General features: G+C 62.5%; 12 protein-coding genes. 6 read left to right on the top strand and 6 right to left on the bottom strand.

The genetic code is table 11. The features are described 5' to 3' along the window. Nucleotides 1–13 precede the first annotated feature (13 nt). Together HOY44_RS10470 and infB are read left to right on the top strand one after the other, a co-directional pair. Nucleotides 14–652 carry an RNA-binding protein gene (locus tag HOY44_RS10470; protein ID WP_008332449.1) on the top strand — a complete coding sequence of 213 codons (639 nt, stop codon included), beginning with the start codon at nucleotides 14–16 and terminating at the stop codon, nucleotides 650–652. Beyond that, complete coding sequence (infB, locus tag HOY44_RS10465) at nucleotides 649–3147, top strand: translation initiation factor IF-2 (RefSeq protein WP_138422252.1); 2499 nt, start codon at nucleotides 649–651, stop codon at nucleotides 3145–3147. Before HOY44_RS10470 ends, infB begins: the two co-directional genes overlap by 4 nt. A 210-nt stretch (nucleotides 3148–3357) precedes the next feature. On the opposite strand, the gene mutT is transcribed toward infB, so the two are convergent. The 3 genes from mutT to HOY44_RS10450 are packed head-to-tail and all read right to left on the bottom strand — an operon-like array spanning nucleotide 3358 to nucleotide 5984. Then, nucleotides 3358–3756, bottom strand: a complete 399-nt coding sequence (gene mutT / locus HOY44_RS10460; RefSeq protein WP_138422253.1) for an 8-oxo-dGTP diphosphatase MutT — start codon at nucleotides 3754–3756, stop codon at nucleotides 3358–3360. Continuing rightward, entirely contained in the window at nucleotides 3756–5021 is a 1266-nt protein-coding gene (argJ, locus tag HOY44_RS10455) for a bifunctional glutamate N-acetyltransferase/amino-acid acetyltransferase ArgJ (RefSeq protein ID WP_287434751.1), read from the bottom strand. The genes mutT and argJ overlap by 1 nt, the downstream gene beginning before the upstream one ends. A gap of 60 nt (nucleotides 5022–5081) precedes the next feature. Then, entirely contained in the window at nucleotides 5082–5984 is a 903-nt protein-coding gene (locus HOY44_RS10450) for a peptidylprolyl isomerase (RefSeq protein WP_287434633.1), read from the bottom strand. A gap of 177 nt (nucleotides 5985–6161) precedes the next feature. On the opposite strand from HOY44_RS10450, the gene secA reads away from it, so the two are divergent. The 4 genes from secA to HOY44_RS10430 all read left to right on the top strand — a co-directional run bounded on the left by secA (nucleotide 6162) and on the right by HOY44_RS10430 (nucleotide 14003). Next, nucleotides 6162–8861: a preprotein translocase subunit SecA gene (secA, locus tag HOY44_RS10445; protein ID WP_138422254.1), complete on the top strand. Its 2700-nt coding sequence runs from the start codon at nucleotides 6162–6164 to the stop codon at nucleotides 8859–8861. Nucleotides 8862–8999: 138 nt separating this feature from the next. Then, nucleotides 9000–10919, top strand: coding sequence for an acyltransferase family protein (locus HOY44_RS10440; protein WP_287434632.1), 1920 nt, complete (start codon nucleotides 9000–9002; stop codon nucleotides 10917–10919). 188 nt (nucleotides 10920–11107) lie between these two features. After that, entirely contained in the window at nucleotides 11108–12388 is a 1281-nt protein-coding gene (locus HOY44_RS10435) for a hypothetical protein (RefSeq protein ID WP_287434631.1), read from the top strand. A gap of 55 nt (nucleotides 12389–12443) precedes the next feature. Then, a complete protein-coding gene (locus tag HOY44_RS10430) occupies nucleotides 12444–14003 on the top strand; it encodes a substrate-binding domain-containing protein (RefSeq protein ID WP_287434630.1) in 1560 nt (519 codons plus the stop codon). A 5-nt stretch (nucleotides 14004–14008) separates the two neighbouring features. Here HOY44_RS10430 and radC read toward each other — a convergent pair whose 3' ends face one another. From radC to dnaK, 3 genes are all read right to left on the bottom strand, one after another. Beyond that, the gene (gene radC / locus HOY44_RS10425) at nucleotides 14009–14782 is read right to left on the bottom strand and encodes a RadC family protein (protein WP_287434629.1); all 774 of its coding nucleotides are present in this window, start codon (nucleotides 14780–14782) and stop codon (nucleotides 14009–14011) included. Between the two features lie 51 nt (nucleotides 14783–14833). After that, nucleotides 14834–15982 carry a molecular chaperone DnaJ gene (dnaJ, locus tag HOY44_RS10420; RefSeq protein ID WP_287434628.1) on the bottom strand — a complete coding sequence of 383 codons (1149 nt, stop codon included), beginning with the start codon at nucleotides 15980–15982 and terminating at the stop codon, nucleotides 14834–14836. Nucleotides 15983–16060: 78 nt separating this feature from the next. Beyond that, nucleotides 16061–17971 carry a molecular chaperone DnaK gene (gene dnaK / locus HOY44_RS10415; protein WP_008332435.1) on the bottom strand — a complete coding sequence of 637 codons (1911 nt, stop codon included), beginning with the start codon at nucleotides 17969–17971 and terminating at the stop codon, nucleotides 16061–16063. Nucleotides 17972–18147: the final 176 nt, after the last annotated feature.

The raw sequence follows: 18147 nt of genomic DNA, 5'->3' as shown, positions 1-18147 counted from the left end.
CGGGGGTTAGCGCGTGACGCGCGGCGGCCGTGAAAAAGACCGGACGGGGGAACCCGAACGGCGGTGCATCGGAACCGGCGAGGTGAAGGACACCTCGCTGATGATCCGGTTCGTCGTCGGTCCCGATGGCGCGGTCTATCCCGACCTGCTGGGCAAGCTGCCCGGTCGGGGGTTCTGGATCACGCCCTCGCCCAAGGCGTTCGCCCTTGCCGCGAAGAAGGGCGCCTTCGCCCGCGCCGCGAAACAACAGGTGACGGTCCCTGAGGATCTGTTCGCAAAAGTCGAGGCGGGTCTTGCAGAACGCGTGATCCACCTTATCTCTCTTGCTCGAAAGGCGAGCGAGGCAATTGCCGGCTTTGAAAAGGTCAAAGACTGGCTCGCCAAGGATCAGGCTGAGGTGCTTTTGCAGGCTTCCGACGGCTCTGATCGCGGGAAATCCAAGCTCCGCCCACCCCGTGGCAAAGGCACCCTGATCACCTGTTTGACCCAAGATGAATTGGGTTTGGCATTCGGGCGGGAACATGTGATACATGCCGCACTCGCGGGTGGCGGACTCACGAAACGTGTTGTAGACGAAGCCGCGAAGCTTTCGGGCATGCGCGATATGAACGACGGTGGGACCGCCCGCCGGAAAGGTAAGACGACCAGATGAGCGATACGGACGGCAAGAAGCCCCTTGGCCTGCGAGGTGGACCCCGGTCGGGTTCCGTCAAGCAATCCTTCAGCCATGGGCGCACGAAGAACGTGGTGGTGGAGACGAAGCGCAAGCGCGTCGTCGTGCCCAAACCCGGTGCGGGTGGCGGTGCGGGCGGCGGCAATGGCTCCCCCGCGACGGATCCGTCCAAGCGCCCCGCAGGTATCTCCGATGCCGAACTCGAGCGCCGGATGAAGGCGCTTGCCGCCGCCAAGGCCAACGAGGCCGAGGAAGCGAAGCGGCGCGAAGAAGAAGAGAAGGCCCGCGAGGAAGAACGCGAGCGTCGTCGGCAGGAAGCCGAGGACAAGGCCCGCGAAGAACAGGAACGCGCGGAAGCCGCGGCCAAGAAGGCCGAGGAAGACGAGCGTCGCCGCAAGGAAAAAGAAGCGGCCAAGAACAAGCCGGCCCCTGCCGCCGACCCTGACCCGGCCGCCGCACAGGCCGCCGAGGCCCGTGGCGCCAAGACCGGCCCGCGCAAGACCGAACGCGAACGTGCGCCGCAGCCGGCCGATGATCGGTCGAACCGTGGCAAGGGCGGTCGTGACGACAGCCGCCGGTCCGGCAAACTGACGGTGAACCAGGCGCTCACCGGGGGCGAAGGCGGGCGTCAACGCTCGGTCGCCGCGATGCGCCGCAAGCAGGAACGCATGCGCCAGAAGGCGATGGGCAACGCCGAGCCGCGCGAAAAGGTCGTGCGCGACGTGCAGGTGCCCGAGGCCATCGTGGTGCAGGAACTTGCCAACCGCATGGCCGAACGCGTCGCCGATGTCGTGAAGTCGCTCATGCAAATGGGCATGATGGTCACGCAGAACCAGACCATCGATCAGGACACCGCCGAACTCATCATCGAAGAATTCGGCCACCGGATCGTGCGCGTGTCGGACTCGGACGTCGAGGATGTCATCACCACGACCGAAGACAAGGCCGAAGATCTTGAGAACCGCCCGCCGGTCATCACGATCATGGGCCACGTCGACCACGGCAAGACCTCGCTCCTCGACGCGATCCGCAATGCCAAGGTCGTCGCGGGCGAAGCCGGCGGCATTACCCAGCACATCGGTGCCTATCAGGTCACGACCGATAGCGGCACGGTTCTGTCGTTCCTCGACACGCCGGGTCACGCGGCCTTTACCTCGATGCGGGCCCGTGGCGCGCAGGTGACGGATATCGTCGTCCTCGTGGTGGCCGCCGACGACGCGGTGATGCCGCAGACCATCGAAGCCATCAACCACGCCAAGGCGGCGGGTGTCCCGATGATCGTTGCGATCAACAAGGTCGACCTGCCCGCCGCGAACGTGGACAAGGTGCGCACCGACCTGCTTCAACACGAAGTCATCGTCGAGAAGCTCTCGGGTGACGTGCAGGACGTGGAAGTGTCGGCCCATACGGGTCAGGGTCTGGATGAACTGCTCGAAGCCATCGCGCTCCAGTCGGAAATCCTCGAACTCAAGGCGAACCCGAACCGGTCCGCCCAGGGTGCCGTGATCGAAGCGCAGCTCGACGTGGGCCGTGGCCCGGTCGCCACCGTGCTCGTCCAGAACGGCACGCTGCGCCAAGGCGACATCTTCGTCGTCGGCGAGCAGTGGGGCAAGGTCCGCGCGATGGAGAACGATCGCGGTGAACGCGTCAAGGAAGCCGGTCCGTCGGTGCCTGTCGAGGTGCTCGGCCTGAACGGCACGCCGGAAGCGGGCGACGTTCTGAACGTGGTCGACACCGAAGCGCAGGCGCGCGAGATCGCGGAATACCGCGCGAACGCCGCCAAGGACAAACGCGCAGCCGCCGGTGCGGCGACCACGCTGGAACAGATGATGGCCAAGGCCAAGGCGGACGAGAACGTCGCCGAGCTTCCCATCGTCGTGAAAGCGGACGTGCAGGGGTCGGCCGAAGCCATCGTTCAGGCGATGGAAAAGATCGGCAACGACGAGGTGCGCGTGCGCGTGATCCACTACGGCGTGGGCGCGATCACCGAGACGGACGTGGGTCTTGCCGAAGCGTCCGGTTGCCCGGTCATCGGCTTCAACGTCCGTGCGAACGCCCCGGCCCGGAACTCGGCCAACCAGAAGGGCGTGGAAATCCGCTACTACAGCGTGATCTACGACCTTGTGGACGACGTGAAAGCAGCGGCCTCGGGCCTGCTCTCCGCCGAAGTGCGCGAGAAATTCATCGGTTACGCCGAGATCAAGGAGACGTTCCGCGTGTCCGGTGTCGGCAACGTGGCCGGGTGTCTCGTCACCGAAGGCGTGGCACGGCGCTCCGCCGGTGTCCGCCTGCTGCGCGACAACGTCGTGATCCACGAAGGCACGCTCAAGACGCTCAAGCGTTTCAAGGACGAGGTGTCGGAAGTCATCTCGGGTCAGGAATGCGGTATGGCGTTCGAGAACTACGACGACATTCGCAAGGGCGACGTCATTGAGATCTTCGAACGCGAAGAGGTCGAGCGTACGCTCGCCTGATCTGCGGACCGATTGGAATAGAAAGGGCGGCTCATCGGGCCGCCCTTTTTCGTTGCGAGGGCTAGCGCCCCCGCGGCGCTTCTTGGGGGGACCAGCCCCCCCAAACCCGAGGGCAGACTTGGGGGGACCAGTCCCCCCAAACCCCCCAGCCGAATGGGGCCCTCGGGCCCCCTCCGGCCACCCCCGAAGGTTTTTTGAAACAGAGAAGAGTCAGAGCATGTCCCGCATCATCGCGACGAGCGGGATGTCGGCGGGGGGCATGGGATAGTCACGCATGTCGCGCACGCGCACCCATTTGAGGGTCTGGCCCTCTTTCGGTTGCGGCGTCCCCTCCCATTTCCGGCAGACGAAGACCGGCATCAGAAGGTGGAAGGTGTCATAGCTGTGCGATGCGAAGGTCAGCGGCGCGAGGCAGGATTGCCAAGTGTCGATGCCGAGTTCTTCGTGAAGTTCACGGATCAGCGCGGCCTCGGGCGTTTCGCCGTCTTCAACCTTGCCACCGGGAAATTCCCACAGCCCGGCCATGGACTTGCCCTCGGGGCGCTGGGCCAGAAGCACGCGCCCGTCACGGTCGACGAGCGCGACGGCAGACACGAGAACCGTTTTCATCAGCTCCGGTAATCCGCGTTGATCTGGATGTAGGCGTGGGTCAGATCACAGGTCCAGACCGTCGCCTCGCCCTTGCCGAGGCCGAGATCCACATTGATGACGATCTCTTCGCCCAGCATGTAGTCGGCGCCTTGCTCTTCCCGGTACTCCGGCGAAACCCAGCCTTTTTCGGCGACAAGGATGTCTCCGAATGAAATCGAAAGTTTGTCGCGGTCGGCGGCGGCGCCCGATTTGCCGATCGCGGCGACGATCCTGCCCCAGTTCGGGTCTTCCCCGGCGATGGCCGTCTTGACCAGCGGGGAATTCGCGATGGACATGGCATGGGTGCGCGCGTCGGCCTTGGACTTGGCCCCGCTCACATGGATTTCGACGAACTTGGTCGCCCCTTCCCCGTCGCGGATCACCTGATGGGCGAGCTCCATCATCACCGAGCGAAGGCCGGTTTGGAATGCCTCGTCCTTGGGAGTCACTTCGACACCGCTGGCGCCGGTCGCGGCAAGGATCAAGGTGTCAGACGTCGAGGTGTCGCTGTCCACCGTGATCGAATTGAAGGTCTCGTCGATCAGGCCAGAGAGATAGGCTTGCAGAACCTTCTGCTCCACCTTCGCATCCGTGAAGATGTAGACCAGCATCGTGGCCATGTCCGGCGCGATCATGCCGGAGCCTTTGGCGATGCCTGCGATCCTGACCGTCTGACCGCCGATTTCGACCTCGGCCATCGAACCCTTCGGGAACGTGTCGGTGGTCATGATCGCGCGAGCGGCGAATTCGATGCCACCTTCGTCGAGTGCGTCGTTCAGATCTCCGATCTTCGCCGTGATCCGGTCAAAGGGCAGACGTTCGCCGATGACGCCTGTCGAGGCGGTGTAGACCCTGTTTTCGGCGACCCCCGTGACATCGGCCACGGTCTTGGAAATCTCGGCCACAGCATTCTCGCCCGACGATCCGGTGAAGGCATTCGAGTTGCCGGAGTTCACGATGATCGCCGCGCCGCCGGACGGGTCCGAGCCAAGCTTGGCCTGACAGTCCAGCACATTGGCCGAACGCGTGGAAGAACGGGTGAAGACGCCCGCAATCGTCGTGCCCGGGTCGCACAGCGCCATCATCACGTCGTAACGCCCGGCGTAGCGGACCCCGGCCTGAACGGCGGCGAAACGAACGCCGCCGATCTTCGGCAATTTGGGAAAGCCGTCTTTGGGGGCAAGCGGTGCGACCGCGTGCTTGTGGTTCTTCGCCGAGGCGAGTGCCGCCTCAAGCGATTTCAACTTACCCTTGAGCTTCTTGATCTTCTTCTTTTTGCCCACGACTGTCCCCTCCCGCGTCGATCACTCGAAGATGGACATATCCGACAGAACGGCGGGATCAAGCGTCGTCACGTCGGTCCGTTCGATGGTCGCGCCGTCCATCAGCGCGTTGAGCGCCTCTTCCACGGCGGAAGTCTGAAGCTGACCGATGATGTCCTCACGAACCTCTTCAAGCGGCGGGGCACCCTTTTCACGGGTCTCGTTCAGCTTGATGACGTGCCAGCCGAACTGCGTCTGGACCGGGTCCGAAATATCGCCGGCGGTCATGTCGGCCACAGCGGTTTCGAAGGGTTCGACCATCATGCCGGCCGAGAACCAGCCGAGCTCGCCGCCGTTCGGGCCGGAGGGACCGGTCGAAAATTCTTTGGCGAGCGCGGCGAAGTCGGCATCTTCCGCCTTGGCCTGCTCGACGAGATCCGCGGCTTCCGCTTCGGTCTCGACAAGGATATGCGACGCGTTCCACTCGGTCGTGGGTTCGGCATCGGCATACTGTGCGTCATAGGCCGCCTGAATGGCGTCTTCATCCACGGCCTCGGTGATGACGTCGTCGATCTTTTCGGCAGCGACGAGCGTGCGACGCTCGTTCTCCAAACGGACCTCGACACCGGCGCCGACCTCGTCGATCGCCTGGCTCAGAACCGTCTGTTGGATCAACTGGTCGATCAGACCCGGCAGCAGAACGTCGTTCGGAAGCTGCTGATATTGCTGCGGAAGCTGCTCTTTGGCTGCCACGACGTGACCAAGCGTAATCTCTTCGCCGTTCACGGTGGCCAGTACGGTGTCGACCGTCACTTCCATCGCCGGCGCGGCCTCCGTTTCGGCCTCGGCTTCGGGGGCCGCATCCTGGGCCCAGCTGGGCAGAGCCAGCGAAACCGAAAGCAGCGTGGCCGCGAAAAGCGACGCGCGGGTGGACGTATGGGTCATGAAACCTCCTCATGGTCGTGCCGGAAGCCCCGGCATCGTTGACTATCCCGGCCCCCACCCTTACATCGCAATGGTCCTTGGGGGGCCGACTTCACGCCCTTGATATGGGGGCGCGCGGACACGGGCAAGCACCCCGCGCAATCACGAGAATGTCAGAGCTCATCGAGCGGAGAGCACATGCTGGGTTTCGGAACCATCGCCAAAAAGGTTTTTGGCACGCCCAATGACCGCAAGATCAAGGCAACCCGACCGACCATCGAAAAGATCAACGCGCTGGAGCCGGAGTTCGAAAAACTCACGGATCAGGGACTGATCGACAAGACGGCGGAATTGAAGGCGCGGCTGGAAAAGGGTGAGAAACTCGACGATCTCCTGCCCGAAGCCTTCGCCAACTGCCGCGAGGCCGCGCGCCGTGCGCTGGGCCTGCGCGCCTTCGACGTGCAGCTCATGGGCGGTATCTTCCTTCACGAAGGCAACATCGCCGAGATGAAGACGGGCGAAGGTAAGACGCTGGTCGCGACCTTCCCCGCCTATCTGAACGCTCTGACCGGCAAGGGCGTGCATATCGTGACGGTGAACGATTACCTTGCCAAACGCGACGCGGACTGGATGGGCAAGGTTTATGCCGCGCTCGGGATGACGACCGGCGTCGTCTATCCGCAGCAGCCGGACGGTGAGAAAAAAGGCGCCTATGCCGCCGACATCACCTATGCCACCAACAACGAGCTTGGCTTCGACTACCTGCGCGACAACATGAAGTCGCGGATCGAAGACATGAACCAGCGCCCCCATCACTTCGCCATCGTGGACGAAGTCGACTCGATCCTGATCGACGAGGCGCGCACGCCGCTTATTATTTCCGGCCCGTCCGACGATAAGTCGGAGCTTTACGTGGCCATCGACAGGATCATCCCGGAACTGACCGAAGAGCACTTCGTCCTCGACGAAAAGGCGCGCTCGGCCACGTTTACGGACGAAGGCAACGATTTCCTCGAAAACCGCCTGCACCAGATCGGCGTGTTGCCGGAGGAACAGACGCTCTACGACCCGGAATCGACCACGATCGTCCACCACGTGAACCAGGGTCTTCGCGCCCACAAGATGTTCACGAAGGACAAGGACTATATCGTTCGTGGCGATGAAGTCGTGTTGATCGACGAATTCACGGGCCGCATGATGGCCGGTCGCCGTCTGTCCGAGGGCCTGCATCAGGCCATCGAGGCGAAGGAAGGCGTGCCGATCCAGCCCGAGAACGTCACCATGGCGTCGGTCACGTTCCAGAACTACTTCCGTCTTTACGAAAAGCTCGCCGGGATGACCGGCACGGCGCTGACCGAAGAAGACGAATTCATGGAAATCTACGGGCTGGGCGTGGTCGAAGTGCCGACGAACAAGCCCATCGCGCGCGAGGATGAGCATGACGCCGTCTATCGCACGACGGCCGAAAAATACGGGGCCATCGTCGACGAGATCAAAAAGGCCAATGCCAAGGGACAGCCGGTTCTGGTCGGCACCACCTCGATCGAGAAGTCCGAAGCCCTGAGCCAGCTTCTGACCAAGGAAAACATCACGCACAACGTGCTGAACGCGCGCCAGCACGAGCAGGAAGCGCAGATCATCGCCGAAGCCGGGCGTCTCGGGGCGGTCACCATCGCGACGAACATGGCGGGCCGCGGCACGGACATTCAGCTGGGTGGGAACGTCGAGATGAAGGTGCTTCAGGCCCTCGACGAAACGCCCGACGCCGATCCCGAAACGCTGCGCAAGCAGATGGATGCGGAAGTCGCCGAAGAGAAAGCCAAGGTGCTTGAGGCGGGCGGCCTTTTCGTGCTCGCCACCGAGCGGCATGAAAGCCGCCGCATCGACAACCAGCTGCGCGGTCGTTCGGGCCGTCAGGGCGACCCGGGCCGGTCCTCGTTCTTCCTGTCGCTGGAAGACGATCTGATGCGCATCTTCGGGTCCGAGCGGCTGGACAAGGTGCTTTCGGGCCTTGGCATGAAAGAGGGCGAGGCCATCGTTCACCCGTGGGTGAACAAGTCGCTGGAACGCGCGCAGGCCAAGGTCGAAGGGCGCAACTTCGACATCCGCAAACAGCTTCTCAAGTTCGACGACGTGATGAACGACCAGCGCAAGGTGATCTTCAACCAGCGCCGCGACATCATGGAATCCGAAGATCTTTCGGACGTGGTTCAGGACATGCGGCATCAGGTCATCGACGACCTGATTCTGGAATACATGCCGCCCAAGTCCTATGCGGATCAGTGGAATACCCAAGGTCTTTATGCCGCTATTCTGGAAACCCTGAACCTCGACGTGCCGGTCATGGAATGGGCGGCCGAGGAAGGTGCCGACGACGATACGGTGCGCGAAAAGCTCTATGAGGCCAGCGACAAGCAGATGTCGGAAAAGGCCGAGGCTTTCGGCCCGGACACGATGCGCAACATCGAAAAGCAGATCCTGCTTCAGACCATCGACGGGAAGTGGCGCGAGCACCTTCTGACGCTCGAACATCTGCGTTCGGTCATCGGGTTCCGTGGCTATGCCCAGCGCGACCCGCTGAACGAATACAAGACCGAAAGCTTCCAGTTGTTCGAGTCGATGCTCGACAGCCTGCGCGCCGAAGTCAGCCAGAAGATCGGTCAGGTTCGTCCCATGACCGAGGACGAACAAAAGGCGATGATGGACCAGTTGAAGCAGCAGCAGGACGCGCTAGCGGCCCAAGCCAAGGCTGCCGAGGCTTCCGGCCCGTCGGAACCGGGCACACCGCGCGACGGGTTCGACGAGAACGACCCCTCGACCTGGGGCAATCCGGGCCGGAACGAACAGTGCCCCTGTGGGTCGGGCAAGAAGTTCAAGCATTGCCACGGCAAGGTCTGATCTCGCCCGCCTGATCCCAATTCATAGGCATCATTGTGATGCGGGCCCGGAAACGACCGTTCCGGGCCCCGTCAATGGCTTGTGAGCCCCCGAGGTTGCAGCTACCGTCCGGCACGGCAGAGTTCGACCAGCGGACCCATGAAATACAGACCTGAGATCGATGGGCTCCGCACCGTTGCGGTCGTGCCGGTCATCCTGTTCCACGCAGGGTTCGGCCTGTTCAGTGGCGGGTTCGTCGGTGTCGACGTGTTCTTCGTCATCAGCGGCTACCTGATTACGACGATCCTGATTGACGATCTTGAGCGCGGTCAGTTCAGCATTTTGAAATTCTACGACCGCCGCGCCCGCCGCATCCTTCCAGCGCTTTTTCTTGTGATGCTGTGCAGCATTCCGTTCGCGTGGTTCTGGATGTTGCCGGATCAGTTGAGCGACTTCGCCAACAGCCTTGTCGCGGTCAGCCTGTTCGTTTCCAACATCCTGTTCTGGCAGGAAAGCGGCTACTTCGCTCCGGCGGCCGAACTCAAACCGCTCCTTCATACTTGGAGCCTCGCCGTCGAAGAGCAGTATTACCTTCTGTTTCCGGTCTTCCTGTTCCTCGTCTGGCGGTTCGGACGGGATCGCGTGTTCTGGATGATCGCCGCGATGGCGGCGGTCAGTTTGCTCTTGTGCGAAATCGGTTGGCGACGTGCACCGTCGGCTAACTTCTATCTCGCTCCGACCCGTGCGTGGGAAATCTTCGCAGGGTCCATCGCCGCGCTTGTGATTCAGAAACGTGGGGTGCGTTCCAACGATCTCTTCGCAATCGCCGGATTGGCAGGCATCTTTGCTTCGATCTTCCTGTACGACGCGGAAACGCCCTTCCCAAGCCTGTTCGCGCTGCTGCCAGTGCTCGGCGCGGTGCTCATCGTCCTGTTCGGCGGGCCGGGCACCTTGGTCGCCAGACTTCTCAGCTTTCGGGTGATGGTCGGCATCGGCCTAATCAGCTACAGCGCCTATCTCTGGCATCAGCCCTTGCTTGCATTCGCGCGTCTGCGCACGATCCATGAACCACCGCTGCTGCTCATGGGCAGTTTGGGTCTGCTGTCGCTCGCGCTGGCATATCTCAGCTGGCGATTTGTTGAACGTCCATTCCGCGCCGGTCCGCATACTGTTATCAACCGACGCCCTGTCGTTTTCGCGTCGAGTCTCGTGGGAATGGCCGCATTCGTCCTCATCGGCTTCGGTGCGCGCGACGGCATGAGCGAACGCTTTACGTTCTGGTATGACCGCGACGCGGCAAAGTTGACGCTGCCCCTGATGGAAGACGGCTATTGTTTCCGGGATTTCCAGACTTATCCCGAAATGAATGTGCAAAATGACCTGCCGGATTGCCGCTTGGGGGATGAAACGAGGCCATCGACAACCCTATTGTTCGGCGATTCCCTCGCCGCCCATTGGGAACCGTTCTTCGACCTTTACGGCCAGGAAAACGGGGTGGCGTTCGATGTGCTCACGACGAACTGGTGCTTCCCGACGTTCACAGAGGATTCGACGGCAAAGCGCGGTCATATTGCCCGCACGCAATGCCGGATCAATCGCGACCATGTCCGCGAGAGGGCTTCGTCCTATGACAACATCGTTCTGTCCGGTCAGTGGGCCAAGGTGGAAGAGCGGGGTTTCACAACGGGCGTCTTGGACATGATCGACGAAATGTTGTTCGATCCCACGCTTCGCGTCGTCCTCATCGCCACGCCGCCGCAGTATTCGAGGGGGTCTGTCGAACGCGCCTACTACCGAAAAGGATCTGACCTGCTGACGGACGAAACGTCGGAGGCGGGGTCTGCCGCGTTCTGGAAGCAGGCGGTTACACGGTTTGGCGAGAACCCTGCCGTAACCTTGCTGTCGCCCGCAGACTTCGGAGATCAATTCGCCGTGGGCGGATACCAACACAATGGCATTCCCTACTCGCTCGATGGCACTCACATTTCAGTCGGCGCCTCACGCGCCCTGTATCTGGATGACCAGAGCCGCATCTCGGAACGCCTGAATGCGATCCTCAAACCCGGTTCGAGTGACTGACCGGAGCCTTCGCCAACCGCGTGAATCGGGCGAAGATTTGACAATCGTCGCCGTTCCCGGTGGAAAATCCCACGTTTTCAGAGGTTTCTACAATCTGGAAACAACCCGTTTCCGGTCACCATTTATTCATTCAATCGGCCTATTGCATTGGCAGAGTTCCCATCGAACGTGGGAAAGGAAGCCTCGCCATGCTGGAAAAAATCCAGTCGATTTCGACGAACCTCGACAAGAAACGGGTCTATACTGCCGTTGGCGCTCTCGTGGTGGCTTTGGCGACCGGGCACGTCATGCAACGCACGGTCAGTCAGCCGAACGCGCCGGTGGATGCCCGTGTGCAGCAGGCCCAGGTGACACAGGGGCAGGTCATTCCGGCCATGTCGACACCTCCTGCCGCACCCGTCGAAACGGCCCAAGCGACGCCGGAACCGCTTCCGGTTCCTGCCAATGACGCGGCACCGGATGAGGTTACCAAGGCCGATAACGCGCCGGCGACCGACCCCATTGCGCCATTGCCGGAACCGCAGGTGGCGGACCGCCCCGCGGCGGACAGCCCGACCTCGCCTGACGTCATGCGTGACGATCGAATTGCGGCAAGCGCGCCGGAGCCAGAAGAACAGGCCGAGCCGATTGAAACGGCGGCCCGTCCGGATCAGGGTTTGGTCGAACCGCTGGAGATTGCCGAAGTTTCGCGTGCCGCCACGACCGAAGATCTGCCGCGTCCGGCCCTGCCCGAGACCCAGTTCGATGTGGCCCCGGCCGATGTCATCGCGCAGCCGGAAACCGATGAAACGGCGGCCGAGGATTGTACGCCGACCCTGTCGCTTGCCCCGCTGCCCGGCGCACTCATATACACCGAGCTTCGCGCGCCGTGCGACGCCGGGGGCGAGGTCCAGTTCGACCACGCCGGTCTGAAGTTCACGGAAACGCTCGATCAGGACGGCGCTCTTACCGTCATGGTTCCGGCGATGACCCGCGAAGCCGCGATCACCGCGACGATCGGTGAACAGGAAAAGATCACCGAAGCACGTATCCAGATCGAGGATATGGACGACTACGACCGTATCGCGCTGATCTGGAAAGGCGGCACCGGGCTTCAGCTTCATGCGCTCGAGAATGGGGCCTACTACGGCGAAGAAGGGCATGTCTGGGCCGAGGAGCCGGGCCTTCCGGCACGTGCCACGGACGGTCAGGGCGGGTTCATCACCGTGCTCGGGTCGACGACCGGGGGCTATGCCGCCGACGTCTACACCTATCCGGTGTCCATGCCGACGGCCCCGGCCGTTTCCATCGAAGCGCAGGTTCTGGAAACCACCTGCGAACAGGCCATCGTCGGTGATTACCTTCGTTCGGTGCAGAACGGTCAACCGACCGGAACCCAGGTCGGTATGGTCGTACCGGACTGTGATGCGGTCGGCGAATATCTTGTGTTGAAAAACCTGCCCCAAGACCTGACAATCGCCCGCAACTAAAGGCGGGTGATCCACCCGCCCGACAAGAGCAGCGGCGGGGTGCGGGGCAGTCACCATGAGACATCTGCGTGTGGCGGTGTGCGCCGCACTCGTTTCAATCGTTCTTTCGTCTTTCGCAGTGGCCGACGACGTCACCCTGACCTCTCGCGACGGGTCGATGGAGATGTCCGGCACCCTGCTTGGCTATGACGGCCAGTTCTATCGGATCGACACCGAATACGGCGTGCTGACCGTCGATGGATCCGGGGTCAACTGCGAGGGGCCCGGTTGCCCGAACCTGATGTCGTTCACCGCGGACATCACCATCTCGGGCGAGGCCGAGATCGGATCGACCCTGATGCCCGCCCTGATCGAAGCCTTCGCGCTATCGGAAAACTACGCCGTCACGCGCGAGGAAAAGGCGGGGATCGGGCTGACCTACAGCCTCTACGAAGCCGACAACTCGGTTCCGGCAGCGCGCTTCACCATTCGGCAGACCACGTCCTCCGAGGGCTTCGCTGATCTTCTGGGCGAAGAGGCCGACATGGTCCTGTCCCTGCGTGAGCCGACGCGCGCGGAGCGATTGATGGCGCGCGACGCGGGTCTGGGCGACCTCGACGCGGTGCGGCAGTCGCGTGTCATCGCGCTCGATGCCCTTGTTCCCGTCGTGAACCCCGGAAACCCGATCCGGCGACTGGGGCTCGAAACTTTGGCGGCGCTCTATGCGGGCGAGATCGGGCGTTGGGACGCGATCGGCGGCGAGGCGGCACCCGTCACGCTGTATCTGCGCGACCCCGACGCTGGTTTTGGGATGGCTTTTGCGCGGGACGTGGTGACCGCGCAGGACAAGGCCCTGTCGCCCTCCATTCTCACCAAGGCTTCGAACGATGGCGTGACGCTCGCAGTGCAAGAAGACCCCTTCGGCCTGGGGATCGCGAGCTTTTCTCGCCCCGGCCTGACCGAAATCGTGACGCTGACCGGCGCGTGCGCCTTCGAGATCGCGCCAAGCCAGATGGCGATCAAGGCCGGGGACTATCCGCTCGCCGCCCCGATCTATCTTTACCGTCCCGCGATACGACTGCCGCAGGTCGGCCGGGATTTCATGCGCTATCTGCGGACCGCATCGGCGGGCCGGGTTATCCAGCGCATCGGCCTCGTCGATCAGGAGATCGAGGAAATCCCGTTTTCGGTGCAAGGGACGAGGTTGGCGAACGCCATCGCGCAAGCCGGTCCGGAAGTCGGGCTTTCCGAGTTACAGCGCATGGTGGCGCTGATGGACGGCATGCGGCGGCTGACGCTCACGTATCGGTTCAAGGGCGGATCGACGGCATTGGACGCCCCCTCCCGCTCGAACGTGGCTTTGCTTGCCGATGCGCTCGAGGCAGGCGCCTTTGACGGGCGCAGGCTGACCTTCGTCGGGTTCTCGGACGGTCAGGGCGCGGCCGCGCTGAACCTGAGGCTGGCGGCGCGGCGGGCGGACGCGGTACGCCGTGCCGTTCTCGACGCGGCCGAGACTTTCGACCCTGAGCGCGTGGTGATCGAGGCCGAGGCCTTTGGCGAGGCGCTTCCGATGGCCTGCGACGACACCGATTGGGGCAGGCGGATCAACAGGCGTGTGGAAGTCTGGGTCGAATAGGCCGGTCAGGTCAGATACCCGTCGCTCCGAAAGCTCACTTCGCGCGACTTGCCGATGATGATGTGGTCGTGCAGCGTGATTTCCAACGCGGCGGCGGCCGACCGGACCCGCTCGGTCATGTCGATGTCTTCACGCGACGGGCTGGGATCCCCGGATGGGTGGTTGTGGACGAGGATCAGCGCCGAGGCGCTGAGTTCCAGCGCCCGTTTGACGATCTCGCGCGGATAGACCGGCACGTGCCCCACCGTGCCTTCGGCCGCGGCCTCATCTGCGATCAGGGTGTTCTTGCGGTCGAGATAGAGCACCCGAAACTGCTCGGTTTCCCGGTGGCTCATCGTGGTGTGGCAATAGTCGATCAACTGGTCCCAGGACGACACCACCCGACGGCCCATGACGCGGGCGCGTGACAGGCGATGCGCGGCGGCCTCGACAATCTTCAACTCCTGCACGACTGCATCTCCGACCCCGTGCATTTCCTTGAGGCGCGACGGTGACGCGGACAGAACCCCGTTGAAGTCGCCGAACCGGTCCAGCAGCCGCCGGGCGAGAGGTTTGACATCCTGCCGGGGGATCGCACGAAACAGCACAAGCTCCAGCATCTCGTAATCGGGCAAGGCCGCGGCACCGCCCGACATGAACCGTTCACGCAGACGCGCGCGATGGTCCGAGATGTAGGAGGGCAGTCGCGCCTTGGTTCCCTTGACCGGAACAGGCTGCGCCTCGTCGGTTTCGAACAGCGGAAGGGCCATTTCGGCCAGATGTGAAACAGGCTGGGACATGATCCCAGCCTGCTACGAGTCGGTGAATGAATGGTTAACGCCGTAAGGGAGTCAGTTCTTCATCCCGTCCCAGAAGCTTTTCACCTTCGAAAAGAAGGTCGAACTTTCGGGATTGTTCTCTTCCGACAGCTTCTCGAACTCCCGCAGAAGCTCTTTCTGTTTGGACGTGAGGTTCACCGGCGTTTCGACGGCCAACTCGATATACATATCGCCATGACCGCCGCCCCGCAGCGCAGGCATGCCCTTGCCGCGCAGGCGCATCTGACGCCCGGATTGTGACCCGGCGGGGATTTTTACCCGCGAGCGTCCGCCGTCGATCGTCGGCACTTCGATGTCGCCGCCCATTGCGGCCGAGGTCATCGACACCGGCACACGGCAATGCAGGCTCACCCCGTCGCGCTCGAACAGAGGATGTTCAGCGACCTGGATGAAGATGTAGAGGTCGCCCGACGGCCCGCCGCGCATCCCGGCCTCGCCTTCACCGGCAAGACGGATACGGGTGCCGGTTTCGACACCGGCAGGGATGTTGACGGACAGGGCGCGCTCTTTCTCGACCCGGCCCTGACCGTGGCAGGTCTTGCACGGGTTCTTGATCATCTGGCCAACGCCCTGACAGGTCGGGCAGGTCCGCTCAACGGTGAAAAAGCCCTGCTGCGCGCGCACCTTGCCCATGCCCGAACAGGTCGGACAGGTCGTGGGTTCGGCGCCCGCTTCGGACCCGGTGCCTTCGCAGGTGTCGCACATGACCGAGGTCGGCACGTTGATGGTCTTTTGCAGACCCTCATAGGCCTCTTCCAGCGTCACGCGCAGGTTGTAGCGCAGGTCCGATCCGCGGGTCGCCCGCGACCGACCCCCGCCACGCTGGCCCATGAAGTCGCCGAACAGGTCGTCGAACACGTCCGAGAATGCGCTGGCGAAATCGCCTTGTTGCCCGAAACCTGGACCGCCCGGTCGCGGACCGCCACCCATACCGCCTTCGAAGGCCGCGTGGCCGAAACGGTCGTAGGCCGCTTTCTTCTCGGGGTCCTTCAGGACGTCGTAGGCCTCGTTCGCTTCTTTGAACTGGTTCTCGGCGTCGGGATTGTCGGCGTTCCGGTCAGGGTGGAGTTCCTTGGCCTTCTTTCGATAGGCCTTTTTGATCTCATCCGCCGATGCGCCTTTGGTGGTTCCGAGAACCTCGTAATAGTCACGTTTCGACATGGATCGTCGTCCCCTTGTCAGGAACGCGAAGGCCGGTCCGCCCGAATGTGACGGACCGGCCCTTTCGCGTCATGGGTCTTACGACCGCTTGTCGTCGTCGAGGTCTTCGAAGTCGGCGTCGACGATGTCATCGTCCACGCTGGACGGGCCCTGATCTTCGTCGGCTTCACCCGAGTCCGTGGCCTGCTGCGCCTTGTAGATGGCTTCGCCCAGCTTCATCGACGCTTCGGTCACGTTCTGGATGCCCGCCTTGATCTTGTCGGCGTTGTCGGTCTCCAGCTCGTCCTTGAGCGCGGCGATGGCCAGTTCGATCGCTTCGACGGTGGTCGGGTCGACCTTGTCGCCATGCTCTTCGAGCGCCTTCTCGGTCGAGTGCACGAGGCTTTCGGCCTGGTTCTTGGCTTCGACCAGCTCGCGGCGGCCCTTGTCGGCTTCGGCGTTCGCCTCGGCGTCCTTGACCATCTGTTCGATCTCGTCGTCCGACAGACCGCCCGACGCCTGGATCGTGATCTTCTGCTCCTTGTTGGTGCCCTTGTCCTTGGCCCCAACCGACACGATACCGTTGGCGTCGATGTCGAAGGTCACTTCGATCTGCGGCATACCGCGCGGTGCCGGGGGGATGTCTTCGAGGTTGAACTGACCGAGGATCTTGTTGTCCGCAGCCATTTCACGCTCGCCCTGGAACACCCGGATCGTCACGGCGTTCTGGTTGTCTTCCGCGGTCGAGAAGATCTGCGACTTCTTGGTCGGGATCGTCGTGTTGCGGTCGATCAGGCGCGTGAACACGCCACCCAGCGTTTCGATGCCGAGCGACAGCGGGGTCACGTCGAGCAGGACGACGTCTTTCACGTCACCTTGCAGAACGCCCGCTTGGATGGCGGCGCCGAGGGCCACCACTTCGTCCGGGTTCACACCCTTGTGCGGCTCTTTCCCGAAGAACTTGGTCACCTCTTCAACGACCTTCGGCATACGCGTCTGACCGCCGACGAGGATGACCTCGTCGATCTCGTCCTTCGACACGCCCGCGTCTTTCAGAGCGGCCTGACAGGGCTTGAGCGAGTTCTTGATGAGATCGCCGACAAGGCTTTCCAGCTTCGCACGGGTCAGTTTCATGACCATGTGCAGCGGCTGACCGTCGGACCCCATCGAGATGAACGGCTGGTTGATCTCGGTCTGGCTGGCCGACGAAAGCTCGATCTTGGCCTTTTCAGCAGCTTCCTTAAGCCGCTGGAGCGCCATCTTGTCTTTCGTCAGGTCGACGTTGTTCTCTTTCTTGAACTCTTCGGCGAGGTAGTTGACGATCCGCATGTCGAAGTCTTCACCGCCGAGGAACGTGTCCCCGTTGGTGGATTTCACTTCGAACAGACCATCGTCGATCTCAAGGATCGTGACGTCGAACGTACCGCCGCCAAGGTCATAGACCGCGATGGTGCGCGCTTCTTTCTTGTCGAGACCATAGGCAAGCGCAGCCGCCGTCGGTTCGTTGATGATGCGCAGCACTTCCAGACCGGCGATCTTGCCGGCGTCCTTCGTGGCCTGACGCTGGGCGTCGTTGAAGTAGGCGGGCACGGTGATGACGGCCTGATCGACCTTTTCACCAAGATAGCTTTCCGCCGTTTCCTTCATCTTGCCGAGGATGAAGGCCGAGATTTGCGACGGCGAATACTTTTCACCGGCCGCTTCGACCCACGCGTCACCGTTGCCGCCATCGACGATGGCGTAGGGGACGAGTTTCTTGTCCTTCTCTACAGCGGCGTCACCGACGCGGCGGCCGATCAGGCGTTTTACGGCGAAGATGGTGTTGTCGGGGTTGGTGACAGCCTGACGCTTGGCCGGCTGACCGACGAGGCGTTCCTCGTCTTTGAAAGCGACGATCGACGGGGTCGTCCGTGCACCTTCGGCGTTTTCGATGACCCGCGGTTGCGAGCCGTCCATGATGGCGACGCAGGAGTTTGTGGTCCCCAGGTCGATACCAATGACTTTACCCATGCTCTTTTCCTCTCTTTGGCGATGTGTTGGGCTCTGGCCCGAAAGGCACCGTCGCCCGATCCCATAAGGTAACCGGCAGGGATGATCCTAACCGGCGTCTGGGCGTATATAAGGAGGGGATTTGGGGCCTGCAAGGCGGCGAAAACCGCCATTTCGCGGAAAAAAGCGAGTCGTTT

The sequence above is a fragment of the Maritimibacter sp. genome (assembly GCF_016774595.1).
Classification (GTDB): Bacteria; Pseudomonadota; Alphaproteobacteria; order Rhodobacterales; family Rhodobacteraceae; genus Maritimibacter; species Maritimibacter alkaliphilus.
This window is presented reverse-complemented; position numbering and strand designations above follow the sequence as displayed.

Coding starts and splice junctions, on each gene's coding strand:
- mutT (WP_138422253.1), bottom strand. CDS start 3,756: ATGAAAACGGTTCTCGTGTCTGCCGTCGCGCTCGTCGACCGTGACGGG.
- dnaK (WP_008332435.1), bottom strand. CDS start 17,971: ATGGGTAAAGTCATTGGTATCGACCTGGGGACCACAAACTCCTGCGTC.
- HOY44_RS10430 (WP_287434630.1), top strand. CDS start 12,444: ATGAGACATCTGCGTGTGGCGGTGTGCGCCGCACTCGTTTCAATCGTT.
- HOY44_RS10435 (WP_287434631.1), top strand. CDS start 11,108: ATGCTGGAAAAAATCCAGTCGATTTCGACGAACCTCGACAAGAAACGG.
- HOY44_RS10450 (WP_287434633.1), bottom strand. CDS start 5,984: ATGACCCATACGTCCACCCGCGCGTCGCTTTTCGCGGCCACGCTGCTT.
- dnaJ (WP_287434628.1), bottom strand. CDS start 15,982: ATGTCGAAACGTGACTATTACGAGGTTCTCGGAACCACCAAAGGCGCA.
- secA (WP_138422254.1), top strand. CDS start 6,162: ATGCTGGGTTTCGGAACCATCGCCAAAAAGGTTTTTGGCACGCCCAAT.
- infB (WP_138422252.1), top strand. CDS start 649: ATGAGCGATACGGACGGCAAGAAGCCCCTTGGCCTGCGAGGTGGACCC.
- radC (WP_287434629.1), bottom strand. CDS start 14,782: ATGTCCCAGCCTGTTTCACATCTGGCCGAAATGGCCCTTCCGCTGTTC.
- HOY44_RS10440 (WP_287434632.1), top strand. CDS start 9,000: ATGAAATACAGACCTGAGATCGATGGGCTCCGCACCGTTGCGGTCGTG.